Origin of the sequence: Pseudomonas sp. UC 17F4, from assembly GCF_900101695.1 — a bacterium.
GTDB lineage: Bacteria > Pseudomonadota > Gammaproteobacteria > Pseudomonadales > Pseudomonadaceae > Aquipseudomonas.
On the sequence record NZ_FNKV01000001.1, the window covers coordinates 3,672,872 to 3,687,400 of the forward strand.

13 protein-coding genes are annotated in these 14,529 nt (G+C 64.7%); 9 read left to right on the forward strand and 4 right to left on the reverse strand.

The genetic code is table 11. The features are described 5' to 3' along the window. Positions 1-18 precede the first annotated feature (18 nt). Positions 19-927, reverse strand: a complete 909-nt coding sequence (locus BLR26_RS16890) for a bile acid:sodium symporter family protein (protein ID WP_093382893.1) — start codon at positions 925-927, stop codon at positions 19-21. 126 nt (positions 928-1,053) lie between these two features. Between BLR26_RS16890 and BLR26_RS16895 the strand changes: the two genes are divergently transcribed. Beyond that, complete coding sequence (locus BLR26_RS16895; protein WP_093382897.1) at positions 1,054-1,935, forward strand: Dyp-type peroxidase; 882 nt, start codon at positions 1,054-1,056, stop codon at positions 1,933-1,935. Between the two features lie 182 nt (positions 1,936-2,117). Next, positions 2,118-4,019 (forward strand): potassium transporter Kup, encoded by a 1,902-nt coding sequence (locus BLR26_RS16900; protein ID WP_093382900.1) that lies wholly within the window; start codon positions 2,118-2,120, stop codon positions 4,017-4,019. Between the two features lie 8 nt (positions 4,020-4,027). Here the strand turns inward: BLR26_RS16900 and BLR26_RS16905 are convergent, their stop codons facing one another. The 3 genes from BLR26_RS16905 to BLR26_RS16915 form a co-directional block, all read right to left on the reverse strand. Next, positions 4,028-5,284, reverse strand: a complete 1,257-nt coding sequence (locus BLR26_RS16905) for an MFS transporter (protein WP_093382904.1) — start codon at positions 5,282-5,284, stop codon at positions 4,028-4,030. A gap of 31 nt (positions 5,285-5,315) precedes the next feature. After that, positions 5,316-6,380 carry an apurinic/apyrimidinic endonuclease family protein gene (locus BLR26_RS16910; RefSeq protein ID WP_093382909.1) on the reverse strand — a complete coding sequence of 355 codons (1,065 nt, stop codon included), beginning with the start codon at positions 6,378-6,380 and terminating at the stop codon, positions 5,316-5,318. A gap of 104 nt (positions 6,381-6,484) precedes the next feature. Further along, positions 6,485-7,981 carry a MocR-like pyridoxine biosynthesis transcription factor PdxR gene (locus tag BLR26_RS16915; RefSeq protein WP_093382913.1) on the reverse strand — a complete coding sequence of 499 codons (1,497 nt, stop codon included), beginning with the start codon at positions 7,979-7,981 and terminating at the stop codon, positions 6,485-6,487. A gap of 188 nt (positions 7,982-8,169) precedes the next feature. Here BLR26_RS16915 and BLR26_RS16920 point away from each other — a divergent pair, with 188 nt between their 5' ends. The 7 genes from BLR26_RS16920 to BLR26_RS16950 all read left to right on the forward strand — a co-directional run bounded on the left by BLR26_RS16920 (position 8,170) and on the right by BLR26_RS16950 (position 14,495). Further along, the gene (locus BLR26_RS16920) at positions 8,170-9,150 is read left to right on the forward strand and encodes a quinone oxidoreductase family protein (RefSeq protein WP_045200893.1); all 981 of its coding nucleotides are present in this window, start codon (positions 8,170-8,172) and stop codon (positions 9,148-9,150) included. Between the two features lie 13 nt (positions 9,151-9,163). Beyond that, the gene (locus BLR26_RS16925; RefSeq protein WP_045200891.1) at positions 9,164-10,012 is read left to right on the forward strand and encodes a TauD/TfdA dioxygenase family protein; all 849 of its coding nucleotides are present in this window, start codon (positions 9,164-9,166) and stop codon (positions 10,010-10,012) included. Positions 10,013-10,057: 45 nt separating this feature from the next. Beyond that, entirely contained in the window at positions 10,058-11,110 is a 1,053-nt protein-coding gene (locus tag BLR26_RS16930; protein ID WP_045200889.1) for a beta-keto acid cleavage family enzyme, read from the forward strand. Positions 11,111-11,234: 124 nt separating this feature from the next. Further along, positions 11,235-12,515: an MFS transporter gene (locus BLR26_RS16935; RefSeq protein ID WP_093382919.1), complete on the forward strand. Its 1,281-nt coding sequence runs from the start codon at positions 11,235-11,237 to the stop codon at positions 12,513-12,515. Further along, positions 12,512-13,165, forward strand: a complete 654-nt coding sequence (locus BLR26_RS16940; RefSeq protein ID WP_093382924.1) for a DsbA family oxidoreductase — start codon at positions 12,512-12,514, stop codon at positions 13,163-13,165. Before BLR26_RS16935 ends, BLR26_RS16940 begins: the two co-directional genes overlap by 4 nt. Next, a complete protein-coding gene (locus BLR26_RS16945) occupies positions 13,162-13,488 on the forward strand; it encodes a Rieske (2Fe-2S) protein (protein WP_093382928.1) in 327 nt (108 codons plus the stop codon). Before BLR26_RS16940 ends, BLR26_RS16945 begins: the two co-directional genes overlap by 4 nt. Next, entirely contained in the window at positions 13,485-14,495 is a 1,011-nt protein-coding gene (locus BLR26_RS16950) for a YeiH family protein (protein ID WP_045200880.1), read from the forward strand. Before BLR26_RS16945 ends, BLR26_RS16950 begins: the two co-directional genes overlap by 4 nt. Positions 14,496-14,529: the final 34 nt, after the last annotated feature.

A 14,529-nucleotide genomic window follows, 5' to 3' on the forward strand; every position in this document is an offset into this window, starting at 1 on the left:
ACTCGTGTGGGCCTGCTGTCATCGGGATTGCAGTTCATCGCGCAGCGCGGCTGCAACCGGGTCGGGGTCATGTCCACGGCTCACCCACCAGCCAAAGCCTGCCGCCGTAAAGAACATGATCAAGCTGTAGATTGCCGCCGGTATGGCCATGGTCGAGTTGTTCAGCAGGGTCGGGCTCAGCGCCAGGGCAATGGCCAGGGTGCCGTTGTGGATGCCGATCTCCATGCCGATGGCAATCGCCTGGCGCTTGGGGATTTTCAGCAGCCGTGGCAACCAGTAGCCGACGCCCAGGCTCAGCAGGTTGAACAGCAGCGCCGCGCCGCCTACCACCGGGGCATAGTCGACGACGGTCTGCCAGTCCTTGACCATTGCCAGGACAATCGTGAATACCAGAAACAGCGCGGCGATGATCTTCATCGGCCGCTCCATGCGCGCGGCAAAGCCCGGCGCCAGGCGGCGGATCAGCATGCCGATGGCCACCGGCACCAGGACAATGGCAAACACCTGCAGCACCTTGGCAAACTGCAGCGGGATGGCCTGGTCGGCGGCCATGAAGTAGGCCAGCGACAGGTTGACCAACAGCGGCATGGTCAGGATCGCAATCAGCGAGTTGACCGCCGTCAGGGTCACGTTCAAGGCTACGTCACCGTGGGCCAGGTGGCTGAACAGGTTGGCGGTGGTGCCGCCAGGGGATGCGGCCAGCAGCATCAGGCCTACCGCCAAAGCAGGGGCCAGGCCAAAGCCCTTGGCGATCAGAAAGCAAATGAACGGCAGCAGCAGGATCTGGCAGGCCAGGCCGATCAGCACCGGCCGGGGGAACTTCACCACCCGGGCAAAATCGGCCAGGGTCAGGGTCAGCCCCAGGCCGAGCATGATGAAACCCAGGGCGATGGGCAGGAAGGCACTGAGCAAGGGCGATGCAGTCATGGCGCGGACTCACAAGAAGGCGGTGTCCGCCAGTGTAGGCAAGGATTTCGATATCCATTACAGATCTTGCGGTTTATGCCCGGCAAACAGTAGCATCGCCGCTTTTGCCCCAGGACCCGATACCCGATGCAGTTTCAGCCAGGCATTCTCGCCGCCCCCGTTCCCGCCCAGGCCCGCCACCTGTTCTTCACCTTGCACTCGCCCGCTGCATTGCCGGGCGTGCTCGATGCGCTGCTGCAGCAGGTTGATGGCAGCCGCGTGGTGGCCGGTTTCGGCGCGCCGCTGGTGCAGGCCCTGGGTGGCAGCATCGACGGCCTGCGCGGGTTTCCGCAGCTGACCGCGGCAGTCGACAACCCCTGCACCCAGCACGACCTGTGGCTGTGGCTGCGCGGTGAAGACCGTGGCGAGCTGTGGCTGCACAGCCAGGCGCTTGAGCAACTGCTGGCCCCGGCCTTGAAACGGGTCGAGGCCACCGATGCCTTCCGCCACAAGAGCGGCCACGACCTGACCGGCTATGAAGACGGCACCGAGAACCCGGTGGAAGACGCCGCCGTCGAAGCGGCGATCCTTGCCAGCGAGGTACCAGGCTTGAACGGTTCGAGCTTTGCCGCGTTCCAGCTGTGGCGCCATGACCTCAATTGTTTCAAAGCTTTGCCGCAAGCCGAGCAGGACGACATTATCGGCCGGCGCAAGGCCGACAACGAAGAGCTTGACGACGCGCCGCAGTCGGCCCACGTCAAGCGCACCGCCCAGGAAAGCTTCGCCCCTGAAGCCTTTATCGTCCGCCGCTCGATGCCCTGGGCGGATGAGCGTGGTGCCGGCCTGGCGTTCCTGGCTTTCGGTCACTCGTTTGATGCGTTCGAAGTGCAGCTGCGGCGCATGAGCGGCCTGGAAGATGGCGTGGTCGATGCCCTGTACCGCTTCAGCCGGCCGCTGACTGGAGGCTACTATTGGTGCCCGCCGCTGGGCGAGCATGGGTTGGATTTGAGCGCTGTGCTCGGGCGGTAGATCGATCGCGGGTCAAGTCGAGTCGTCGCACCGCCGCTCCCACAGGATTGATGCAGACCTGTAGGAGCGGGCTTGACCCGCGATGAGGCCCGTACAAGTGTAAGAAAATTTTACGGACTTTTTACGAAGGTGCGTCAAGCACAAAGCCATACTGCCGGCGCATTTCTTCGAGACGTCTGACCGTGAGCCAAGCCGCAACTTCCGCAAGCGCCCATTCCCCCGTAAAAACTTCGTCACTGAGCCTGTTGATCGCCGCCGCCGGCGTGGTCTATGGCGATATCGGCACCAGCCCGCTGTACACCTTGAAGGAGGTCTTCGCCGGTCATTACGGCGTGCAGGCCAACCATGACGGTGTGCTCGGCATCCTCTCGCTGGTGTTCTGGTCGCTGATCTGGGTGGTGACCATCAAGTACGTGCTGTTCGTACTGCGTGCCGACAACCAGGGCGAAGGCGGGATCATGGCCCTGACCGCCCTGGCGCGGCGGGCGGCGGCGCCGTACCCGCGCTTGAGCCGGGTGCTGGTGCTGCTCGGGCTGTTTGGCGCGGCCTTGTTCTACGGCGACAGCATGATCACCCCGGCGATTTCCGTGCTGTCGGCGGTGGAGGGGCTGCAACTGGCCTTTGTCGGCATCGACCATTGGGTCGTGCCCTTGGCGGTGGTGGTGCTGGTGGCGCTGTTTCTGATCCAGAAGCATGGCACCGCACGCATCGGGATCATTTTCGGCCCGGTGATGGTGCTGTGGTTCAGCGTGCTTGGCGCGCTTGGCATCTATGGCATCGTCCAGCGCCCGGAAGTGCTGCTGGCGATGAACCCGGCCTGGGCGGTGAACTTCTTTATCGTCCACCCGGGCATGGGCGTGGCGATTCTTGGTGCGGTGGTTCTGGCCCTGACCGGCGCCGAGGCGCTGTATGCCGACATGGGCCATTTCGGCCGCAAGCCGATTGCCCGCGCCTGGATCCTGCTGGTGCTGCCGGGGCTGGTACTCAACTATTTCGGTCAGGGCGCGCTGATCCTCGGCAACCCCGAGGCGGTCCGCAACCCGTTCTACCTGCTGGCCCCGGACTGGGCGCTGCTGCCGATGATCGCCCTGGCCACCCTGGCGACCATCATTGCCTCCCAGGCGGTGATTTCCGGCGCCTTCTCGCTGACGCGCCAGGCGATTCAGCTGGGCTACGTGCCGCGCATGTTCATCCAGCACACCTCAAGCCAGGAGCAGGGTCAGATCTACATCGGCACGGTGAACTGGGCGCTGATGGTCGGCGTGGTGCTGCTGGTGATCGGCTTCGAGTCGTCCGGCGCCCTGGCGGCAGCCTATGGCGTGGCGGTCACTGGCACCATGCTGATCACCACCTTGCTGTCTTCGGCGGTGGTACTGCTGTTGTGGAAGGCTCCGCGCTGGCTGGCGCTGCCCTTGCTGCTGGGCTTTTTGCTGGTCGACAGCCTGTACTTTGCCGCCAACGCGCCGAAGATCTTCCAGGGCGGCGCCTTCCCGGTAATCGCCGGTATCGCCTTGTTCATTCTGATGACCACCTGGAAACGCGGACGCAAGATCATCGTCGAGCGCCTCGACGAATCGGCCTTGCCGCTGCCGCTGTTCATCAGCAGCCTGGCTGCGCAACCGCCGCACCGGGTGCAGGGCACTGCGGTGTTCCTCACCGCCCGCGCCGACGCCGTGCCCCACGCGCTGCTGCATAATCTGCTGCACAACCAGGTGTTGCACGAGCGGGTGGTGCTGCTCACCGTGGTGTCCCAGGACCGGCCGCGGGTGCCGGTGGCCCAGCGTTTTGAAGTACAGGCCTTTGGCGAGGGCTTCTATCGGGTCAACCTCAACTTCGGTTTTATCGAAGAACCCGACGTACCGGCGGCGCTGCAACTGTGCCACCTCAAGGACCTGGATTTCAGCCCGATGGTGACCACCTACTTCCTCAGCCGCGAGACGGTGATCCCGACCAGGCGCATCGGCATGGCGCGTTGGCGCGAGGCGCTGTTCGCGTTCTTGCTGAAGAACGCCAACAGCAACCTCAAGTACTTCAACCTGCCGCTGAACCGGGTGATCGAGCTGGGCACCCAGGTCGAGATGTAGCCCGGGGCCTAGGCGGTGGCCGCTGCGGCCAGCGGCGCCGCCTTGCGCACCAGGCGCTGCAGGCGGCTGGCGATGGCAAAGCCGATCAGCGCCAGCAGCATCATGGCGATGAACACATAGTTGTAGCCTTGCTGGCCGGGGAAGTGGTCAAGGAGCGCGCCGTAGCCGACGTAGGCGAACATCCCCGGCGCATAGCCGATCAGGCAGCCGATGCCGAAGGCGGAACCGGTGATGTGCGGGGCGATCCCGACTTCACCCATCGGCGCCCAGAACACCCCGCGCATGGAAAACACGATGAAGGCGAACGACAGCGTCGCGGCCATGCCGGCATAGATGAAGCCCGGGCTCTTGGGCACCAGAAGGATGATCGCCATCATCGGCAGCAGCGCCAGGAACGCCCACTTCAGGTAGCGGCTGGGGCTCTTGAAGTGCTTGTCGGCGATAAACCCGCCGGCCGGCCCGCCAAGGATCTTCAGCATGTACTGGTTGATGATGCCGTAGGCGCCGACCAGTGCCACCGGCAGGCCGTAGACTTCCTTCAGGTAGGGGATGAAGTAGGTCAGGCCGCAGTAGACGATGTAGACCATGAACACGTTGAAGCTGACCAGCCAGATCGCCGGCACCTTGATTGCCTCCATAAGGTTGGCCAGCGGGTTCTTGGCGCTGGTCTGGGCCTGGGCCTGATTGCCTTTGAGCAAGAACCAGGTCAGCACTCCGGCGGCGATGTCGATCAGCGCGTAGAACAGGATCGCCGCTTTCAGGCCGTGTTCGCCGCTGCCCAGGGCAATGAACACGCCCAGCGCACTAAACGCCACCAGGGTGTCGACCACCCCGCGGCCGCCTTCGAGCAGGCCAAACATGCGCCCTTGCTCCTGATCGTTGCCCAGGCCGCGAATGGCCTTGAGCAGCGCCGGCCAGTAGATGCAGTCGGCGCACACCGCCAGCAGGCAGAACACCAGCATCAGGCTGCTGAACGGTGGGAAGGTGGCCAGGTACAGGCCCAGGGCGCCGGTACCGATCAGGCCCAGGGGGATCAGCTTGCGGGTATCAAAACGGTCAGCGAGCATGCCGCCGACCACGAACAGGCCAGTGGCGATGATGGCGTTGGCGCTGAGCAGCAAGCCGATCTGGGTGTGCGAGAGGCCCATGAACTCCTGCATGGGTACGTAGAACGCATCCTTGAGGTTGGCCAGTTTGTAGACGGTGCCGCCACCGAGGATCAGTATCAGGAACTTGAACCATTTGGCCTTGTTTTGCGCAGTCATTGTTATTCTCCAGGCGTAGTGGGGTAGGGGCTCAAAGGCTGGCAGGGCTGGCCAGGGTCAACTCGGCGAGGGTGCGCAACTCGGCCAGCAAGGTTTTCACGTAGCTGACCTGGTTGTTGGCCCAGCGCTGTTCGCCGGCCAGCATCTGCGCGAGGGTCAGGCCGGCGGGCAGCGGCGTGTCGCTCATTTCCCGGTAGGCAATGAACGGGTCGGCCGGCTCGTTGCGCTGGCGGAAGGCCGGGGCGAGGTAGTGGTTTTCCTGTTCGAGGATGAAGGCGATCACTTGCGGCTGCTGTTCACCGAGCATCAGCAGCTCGAACAGCATGCGCGCGCCGGGCAGCTCGTCCTCGGCGCTGCCCTGCAGTACCCCGCAGTGGCCAAAACCCTGGTCTTCGGCCACCACCCGCACGCCCTTGAGGTGGCTCTGGCGGATATGCGGGGCGAGGTTGTGCAGGGCCTGCAGCGGTTGCTCGCAGGCATTGATCATGTTGCCGAAATCGAAAAGGGCATTGAGCCGCGGATGATTGACCTGGCGCAGCAACTGGGCGATCTCGTCGCTCTTGAGCTCTTCATGCTGCTCGAAATCAAAATGCAGGTCGTGGGCATCGGCCAGCCGGGCCAGGTACAGCAGGTCGCCACCGATCTGGTCCATGACCTGCGAGAGCAGGCCTTCATAACGCGAGTACACGCGAATATTGCGGCTGCCGATGACCTTGGCCACGGCCACCACCGCGTCGACGTCGGCCTTGCGCGTGCTGCTGATTTCCAGGTGCACGTCCAGTTGCAATGCGCGGGCTTTTTCGGCGAAGGCACACAACTGCCCGGCGTTCATCTGCGACAGGCTGTTGTGCTCGCCATCGAGCATGTGCAGGCTCAGCCCGGCCAGTTCATGGCGATAGGCGAAGTCGAGCAGGTCAAACGGCGTGACGCGGCCGTGGGTGAGGTTGGTCAGCAGCGGATAGGCGTGGGCAAACAGCCGCGCCTGGTCGAGGCGTTCAAGCAGGCGGCTGGCCAGCTCGCGGGTCAGCAGCGGCGCCTGGGCACCTTGCGCATTGTGGTTCAGTAACGTAGCGAAGCGTTCTTGTAGTGTGTTCATTCGAGTCGTTCCTGGTGCGGGCACCGGTTCTACCGGCGCCGTCTTTATCGCGCCGGCAAGGAACACTCGATAGATCCATTACGGATCATTTGATAAGGCCACTTTCAGACCCGGTGGCCAATCGCCCGCAGCGCCTGGACCAGCGCCTCGACCTTGGCCTCGGCCTGGTCCTGTGGCGTGCCGGCAAAGCCGAGCAACAGTGCCGGCGGCAAGTAGCGGTTCAGGCAGTAGTCGCTCAGGGCGTAGGTGTGCACGCCATGCTCGGCCAGTTGCCGGGCCAGGGCCTGGTCATCGAGCTGCGGCGCAAGCCAGGCGATCAGGTGCATGCCGGCTTCGACCGGGGCCACCTGGAAAAAACCGCCCAGGCGCCGCTGCAGCACCTCGAGCAGGCACTGCTGGCGGGCCTGGTACAGCGCCCGCATGCGGCGGATATGGCCAATGAAGTGGCCTTCGCTCATGAAATCGGCGGTCACCGCCTGCAGCAGGGTCGGCGGGCTGCGGTCGAGCACTGCGCGCAAGGTGCAGAACGGCTCGACCAGGGCCTGGGGCAGAATCACATAGCCCAGGCGCAAGGAGGGGAACAGCACCTTGCTGAAGGTGCCGACATAGATCACCCGTTCGCTCTGGTCCATGGCATACAGCGCCGGCAACTGCCGACCGGCGTAGCGCAGCTCGCTGTCGCAATCGTCTTCAATGATCCAGCTGCCGCTGGCAGCCGCCCAGGCAATCAGCGCCAGGCGCCGGTTGTGGCTGAGGGTCATGCCCAACGGGTGCTGGCGCGACGGGGTGGTGAAGGCCAGGCGCGCTTCGGGGCAATCACGAATACCCTGTTGCACGTCGATACCCTGGTCATCGACGCGCACCGGCACCACCCGGCAGCCGTGGGCCTGAAAGGCGATGCGCGCGGCGATATGCCCCGGGTCTTCCATCCACAGCGGCTCGTCGGGGTTGAGCAGCAGCATCGCCAGCAGGTTGAAGGCCTGCTGGGCGCCGGAGACGATCACCACCTGCTGCGCGTCGCAATCGATACCGCGGGCGTCGAACACGTACTCGGCAATGGCCTGGCGCAGCGTCTGCAGGCCTTGCAACTCGCCATAACCGAGCAGGGCCTTGCTCGGCTTGTGGCCGTGGCGGTTGAGCAGGCGCTTCCACAATGCCTGGGGAAAGGCCTCGAAAGCGCCATGGCTGGGCAGGAACGAGATCGGCGCCTGATCGCCGCAGTGGGCGTAGGACACCCCGCGAAAATGATCGCTGCGCAGCGACAGCATCGTCTGGGTCAGGTCCGACAGTTTGGGCGGCGCAGGTGCTGACGGCTCGGCATCGGTACTGCGCTGCCACTCATCACCGACATAGGTGCCAGCGCCGGTGCGCGAGACCAGGAAACCCTCGGCAATCAGCTGGTCGAAGGCATTGAGCAGGGTGATGCGCGAAACCTGCAATTCCTGGCTCAAGGTGCGCGTCGACGGTAGGCGAATGCCCCCTTGCAGACGGCCGGTGAGGATCTGCTTGCGGATCTGCAGGTACAGCTGGCGATAAAGCGGGGTGGCGCTGTCGCGATCGAGGTCGATACCTGCAAACAGCAAACCGGCGGGGGACTTCATCGAGCTCTCGCAGACACTAGGAAGGGCCTGGACATGCTACGAGAAAGCCCGCCAGGCGGCCAGCCCAGGGCGCTTGTCATCAAATGAAAACAGCTTGTCGTCCGATGCGAAGCACCTGCCTGGCGTAGGGCATAGAGTCCAGTCAACAAGAATTGACGCACGGCGTCAGGATGACTGGAGTGACATGCATGGCCAAAGTCGTACGCTTCTATGAAACCGGTGGCCCCGAGGTCCTGCGCTACGAGGACGCCGAGGTCGGCGAGCCGGGCCCGGGCCAGGTTCGCCTGCGCCAGGTGGCGGTGGGGCTGAACTACGCCGACACCTACTTTCGCAACGGCACCTACCCGATCCCGCTGCCAAGCGGCATGGGCGTCGAGGCCTCGGGGGTGGTGCAGGCGGTGGGCGAGGGCGTGACCCAGGTGGCGGTGGGCGACCGGGTGACCTACACCGGTTTTCTCAACACCCTGGGCGCCTATTGCACCGAGCGGCTGATTCCGGCGGCAGCCTTGATCAAGCTACCGGAAACCATCGCCTTCGAAACCGCCGCAGCAATGACCATGCGCGGCCTGACCTCGGCCTACCTGATGCGCCGCCTGTATGACTTCAAGCCGGGTGACAGCGTGCTGCTGCACGCCGCCGCCGGCGGTGTCGGCCTGATTGTCTCGCAGTGGGCGCGCCTGCTCGGGCTGACGGTGATCGGCACGGTGTCCACCGACGCCAAAGCCGAAGTGGCCCGCGCCCATGGCTGCAGCCACACCATCAACTACAGCCATGAAGACGTCGCCAAGCGCGTGCGCGAGCTGACTGACGGGGTTGGCGTCAACGTGGTGTTCGACAGCGTCGGCAAGAGCACCTTCATGGCCTCGCTCGATTCGCTCAAGCGCCGCGGGCTGATGGTCTGCGTCGGCACCGCCTCGGGCACTATCCCGCCGTTCGACCCGCAGATCCTGGCGATCAAGGGCTCGCTGCACCTGACCCGCCCGGCCCTGGCCGACTACATCGCCGACCCGGCGGAGAAGGCGGACCTGGCCGGCGAGCTGTTCGAGCATGTCAGCAGCGGGCGGATCAAGATCGAGATCAACCAGCACTACGCCTTGCAGGATGCGGTTCAGGCCCACCGTGACCTGGAAGCGCGCAAAACCACCGGCTCGTCAATCTTCGTCATCTGAAGAGGGCAACAGCATGCACATCGAACAACTGACCTGCGCCATCGGTGCCGAAATCACCGGGGTCAATCTGGCAGATGCAATTGATGACGACGACCTGTTCGAGCAGCTGCGTGCGCAGTTGCTCAAGCACCGGGTGCTGTTCTTGCGCGATCAGACCTTCAGCCGCGCCGAGCATGTGGCCTTTGCCCAGCGCTTCGGCGAGCTGGAAGACCACCCGGTGGCCGGCAGCGACCCCGAGCACCCGGGCCTGGTGCAGATCTACAAGCGCCCGGACCAGCCGGCCGATCGCTACGAGAACGCCTGGCACACCGACGCGACCTGGCGCGAGGCGCCGCCCATGGGTTGCGTGCTGCGCTGTGTGGAGTGCCCGCCGGTGGGCGGCGACACCATGTGGGCGAACATGGCGCTGGCCTACCAGAACCTGCCGGATGACGTGAAGGCGCGGATCGAGGGCCTGCGCGCCCGGCACAGCATCGAAGCCAGTTTTGGCGCGGCGATGGCGCTGGAAAAACGCCTGGCGCTCAAGGCGCAGTTCCCCGACGCCGAGCACCCGGTGGTGCGCACCCACCCGGACACCGGCGAGCCGGTGCTGTTCGTCAATGCCTTCACCACCCACTTCAGCAACTACCACACCCCGCAGCGAGTGCGTTTCGGCCAGGACGCCAACCCCGGTGCCAGTGACCTGCTGCGCTACCTGATTAGCCAGGCCTACCTGCCCGAGTACCAGGTGCGCTGGCGCTGGAAACCCAACAGCGTGGCGATCTGGGACAACCGCAGCACCCAGCATTACGCGGTGATGGACTACCCAGCGTGCCACCGCAAGATGGAGCGCGCCGGCATCAAGGGCGAGCGCACCTTCTGAAGGCCAGCAACACCCCAGGACAATAACAAGACCGAGGACTACAGCATGCAATTCTTCGACGATTCGTTGCACCCGGAAAACATGGAAAAGGTGGTGATCACCGTGGCCCCCTATGGCCCGGAGTGGATGCCCGAGGACTTTCCCGAAGACATCCCGCTGACCATGGACGAGCAGGTGCAAAAGGCAGTCGACTGCTATGAAGCCGGCGCCACGGTGCTGCACCTGCACGTGCGCGAGCTGGACGGCAAGGGCTCCAAGCGCCTGTCGAAGTTCAACGAACTGATTGCCGGCGTGCGCGAAGCGGTGCCGGAGATGATCATCCAGGTCGGTGGCTCGATCTCGTTCGCCCCGGAAAGCGACGGCGAGGCGGCCAAGTGGTTGTCCGATGACACCCGGCACATGCTCGCCGAGCTTACGCCCAAGCCCGACCAGGTCACCGTGGCGATCAACACCACGCAGATGAACATCATGGAGCTGCTGTACCCGGAGTACCTGGAGGGCACCTCCCTGGCCCATCCGGCGATCCACGCCGCTTACAGCGAAATGACCGTGCCGGCCGGCCCGGCCTGGGTGCGCGAACACCTGCGCCGCCTGCAGGCCAGCAACATCCAGCCGCACTTCCAGTTGACCGGCATGCACGCCCTGGAAACCCTCGAACGCATCGTGCGCAAGGGCGACTACATGGGCCCGCTGAACCTGACCTGGATCGGCATTGGTGGCGGCTTCGACGGCCCCAACCCGTTCAACTTCTTCAACTTCATTCACCGTGCGCCCAATGGCTGCACGCTGACTGCCGAATCGCTGCTGAAAAACGTGCTGCCGTTCAACACCATGGCCCTGGCCATGGGGCTGCACCCGCGTTGCGGCAACGAAGACACCATCATCGACCAGCACGGCAAGCGCTTCGGTTCGGTGCAGCAGATCCAGCAGACCGTACGCGTGGCCCATGAACTGGGCCGTGAGATCGCCAACGGCAAGGAAGCGCGGGCCATCTACCGCATCGGTGAGCAGTACAGCAGCATCGAGCAGACCCTCAAGGCCAACGGCATGGCGCCTAACCGCCAGCCGGGCCAGAAGGGTGTGCCGCAGCGCGCCTGATTGGCCTGGCCCGGCACGTGGTTACGTGCCGGGCCGGCGATCCACAGCGCTGACCGTCGGGCTTTTCAGCTTTTCAATAAAAACAATAAGTAAGTCTCATGCCAGACAACCCCAAGGAGGCAGCATGGCCGCCTATCTCGCCAGCGCCACAGACGATGGCGCCGACACTTCACGAGGCATTTCCCGGCGATATGCCTGGATTGTCTTTGCCCTGACCTTTGGCCTGCTGATTTCCGACTACATGTCGCGGCAGGTACTCAACGCAGTCTTCCCGTTGCTCAAGGCCGAATGGGCCCTGAGCGACAGCCAGCTGGGCCTGCTCAGCGGCATTGTCGCGCTGATGGTCGGGCTGCTGACCTTCCCCTTGTCACTGTTGGCCGACCGCTTCGGGCGCATCCGCAGCCTGGTGCTGATGGCCGTACTCTGGAGCCTGGCCACCCTCGGCTGCGCCCTGGCCGACAACTACCCGCAGATGTTTGCCGCGCGTTTTCTGGTCGGTGTCGGCGAGGCCGCCTATGGCAGCGTCGGCATTGCCGTGGTGGTCGCGGTGTTCCCCCGTGACATGCGCGCGACCCTGGCCGGGGCCTTCATGGCCGGCGGCATGTTCGGCTCGGTGCTGGGCATGGCCCTGGGCGGCTTGATGGCCCAGCACTTTGGCTGGCGCTGGGCGTTCGCCGCGATGGCCCTGTTTGGCCTGTTGCTGGCGTTGCTGTACCCGCTGATCGTCAAGGAGGCGAAGATCGCTCCGCAGCGGGTCAATGCCGCCGCCTGCAAGATCGCCCGGCCACTGCACACCTTGTACGGCAGCCGCTCGGTGATCGCCGCTTACGTGGGCAGTGGCCTGCAGCTGTTCGTCGGCGGCACGGTGATTGTCTGGATGCCCAGCTATCTGAACCGCTACTACGCCATGGGCACCGACCAGGCCGGCGTGGTCGCGGCCATCATCGTGCTGTGCAGCGGCATCGGCATGATCCTCTGCGCCATGCTTTGCGATCGCCTCGGCCGGCAGCGCCCGGACCGCAAGATCAGCCTGGCCATCGGTTACTGCCTGGGCAGTTGCCTGTTGCTGTCGCTGGCCTTCGCGCTGCCCTCGGGCACCGCGCAACTGGTGCTGATCTGCCTGGGGATGATGGTTGCCGCCGGCACCAACGGCCCGTCCAGTGCCATGGTCGCCAACCTGACCCATTACTCGGTGCACGGCACCGCGTTTGCCACCCTGACCCTGGCCAACAACCTGCTCGGGCTTGCGACCGGGCCGTTGATTACCGGCCGCATCTCCGACCTGATCGGCCTGCAGGCCGCCTTCCAGCTGGTGCCGCTGATCAGCATCGCGGCGGCGGCGGTGTTCTTTATTGCCAAGCGTCATTACCACCGTGACATGGCCCGCCTGGAGTTGAATCCGTGAAGCACGTTTTGTCGATCGAAGTGTTCTTCGACTTTATCTGCCCCTGGTGCCTGATTGGCCAGGCGCATCTGCAGCGGGCGCTGGAACAACTGCGCCGCGAGCGGCCGGAGGTCGAGGTCAAGCTGCTCTTGCGCGGCGTGCAATTACTGCCGCAAATGGCCAGGACCGGCCAGCCGTTCGAGGCCTTTTACCGCAAGCGCCTGGGCAGCGATGAGGCGGTACGCCTGCGCCAGGCGCAGGTGCGCAGCGCCGCCAAGGCCGCAGGGGTGGAGATCGATTTCAGCCGCATCAGCCGCATGCCCAACACCGCCGACGCCCATCGCCTGCTGCAGCGCGCGGTGGCGCTGGGTTCGACTCAGCAGGCCGAAGCGCTGCTGGCCAGGCTGTTTGCCGGCTACTTCCAGCAGGGCAAGGATTTGGGTGACCCGGTGACCTTGATGCATATCGCCAGCGCCTGTGGCCTGGAGCCTGGGCGGTTTGCCGATTGCCTGCGCGGCGATGCCAGCCCGTTCATCGGCGCCAACGACCAGGCTGCCGACGGCGTGCCGTGCTTTCGCTTCAACCAGCGTCTGCGGGTCTCGGGGGCACAGCCGGTCGAGGTGTTGCTGCAGGCCATGGCCCAAGCCCTGGAACACGAGGTGGCGGCATGAGCGGGGTGTATCCGGTACCGGCCGACAAAGTCCCGCCCCGTGGCGGGCGGGTGTTGCTGGAATGGGCGAACAGGAGCGTGGCGCTGTTCAACGTTGCCGACAGCTTCTACGCCATCGACGACAGTTGCCCGCACCAGGGCGCCTCGCTGTGCGGCGGGCGCCTGGACGGACGGGTGATCCAGTGCTGCGCCCACGGCCTGCGCTTTGATCTGGCCAGCGGTTATCTGCTCAACTCGACGCAGCTCAAGGTTGCCAGCTACCCGGTCGAGCAACGGGATGGGCAGCTGTTCATCGTGCTGGCGAGCAAGGAGGCGGGCCAATGAGCGTGGTCGCAATTGCCGCCGCCAACCACCGCGCCCGGGAACTGGCGCCGGGCTTTATCGTCAGCCTGATTGCCGCGGCGGCGGCGAGTTTTCTCAGTGAGCATTACGATGCCCCGGTGATGTTGTTTGCCTTGTTGCTGGGCATGGCGCTGAACTTTCTGGCCAGCGATGGCCGTTGCAAAGCCGGGATCGAATTCACCGCACGCACGGTATTGCGCCTGGGCGTGGCGCTGCTGGGCATGCGCATTACCCTGGGCCAGATCGCGAGCCTTGGCTGGAAGCCGGTAGCGCTGGTGGTGATTTTGGTGGTGGTGACCATCCTGGTCTCGGTGGTGGCGGCACGGGCCCTGGGTTTTCAGCGCTTGTTCGGCATGCTCACCGGTGGTGCCACGGCGATTTGCGGGGCCTCGGCGGCGCTGGCCCTGGCCGCGGCCTTGCCCCATCACCCGCAAAAAGAGCGCGCCACCCTGTTTACCGTGATTGGCGTGTCGGCGTTGTCGACCCTGGCGATGATCCTCTATCCGATGATTGCCAGCTGGCTGCAGCTGTCGCCGCAACAGGCCGGGGTGTTTCTCGGCGCGACCATTCATGATGTGGCGCAGGTGGTGGGCGCGGGGTACAGCATGTCCACCGAGACCGGCGACATTGCCACCGTGGTCAAGCTGATGCGCGTGGCCATGTTGCTGCCGGTGATTGTCTGCGCGGCGATGATCACCCGCCGCGCCGGCGGTGATGCCGGTGGGCAGCGGCCACCGTTACTGCCGTGGTTTGCGGTGGGTTTTGTCCTGCTGGCGTGCATCAACAGCACCGGCTGGGTGTCGGCGGCGGTGCAGGGCGGGGTCAACGACCTGTCGCGCTGGTGCCTGGTGGTGGCGATCAGCGCCCTGGGCATGAAGACTCAGTTAAAAGAGCTGGCCGCGGTGGGCTTCAAGCCGATTGCGTTGATGGTCGGGGAGACGGTGTTCCTGGTGCTGCTGGTATTGGCATTGATGCACTGGGGGTTGTAGACGGTTGCCCCAGTAGTGGACTGGCATGCACCGA

Coding starts and splice junctions, on each gene's coding strand:
- BLR26_RS16920 (WP_045200893.1), top strand. CDS start 8,170: ATGGCCAAAGTCGTACGCTTCTATGAAACCGGTGGCCCCGAGGTCCTG.
- BLR26_RS16925 (WP_045200891.1), top strand. CDS start 9,164: ATGCACATCGAACAACTGACCTGCGCCATCGGTGCCGAAATCACCGGG.
- BLR26_RS16935 (WP_093382919.1), top strand. CDS start 11,235: ATGGCCGCCTATCTCGCCAGCGCCACAGACGATGGCGCCGACACTTCA.
- BLR26_RS16950 (WP_045200880.1), top strand. CDS start 13,485: ATGAGCGTGGTCGCAATTGCCGCCGCCAACCACCGCGCCCGGGAACTG.
- BLR26_RS16910 (WP_093382909.1), bottom strand. CDS start 6,380: ATGAACACACTACAAGAACGCTTCGCTACGTTACTGAACCACAATGCG.
- BLR26_RS16930 (WP_045200889.1), top strand. CDS start 10,058: ATGCAATTCTTCGACGATTCGTTGCACCCGGAAAACATGGAAAAGGTG.
- BLR26_RS16895 (WP_093382897.1), top strand. CDS start 1,054: ATGCAGTTTCAGCCAGGCATTCTCGCCGCCCCCGTTCCCGCCCAGGCC.
- BLR26_RS16945 (WP_093382928.1), top strand. CDS start 13,162: ATGAGCGGGGTGTATCCGGTACCGGCCGACAAAGTCCCGCCCCGTGGC.
- BLR26_RS16915 (WP_093382913.1), bottom strand. CDS start 7,981: ATGAAGTCCCCCGCCGGTTTGCTGTTTGCAGGTATCGACCTCGATCGC.
- BLR26_RS16890 (WP_093382893.1), bottom strand. CDS start 927: ATGACTGCATCGCCCTTGCTCAGTGCCTTCCTGCCCATCGCCCTGGGT.
- BLR26_RS16905 (WP_093382904.1), bottom strand. CDS start 5,284: ATGACTGCGCAAAACAAGGCCAAATGGTTCAAGTTCCTGATACTGATC.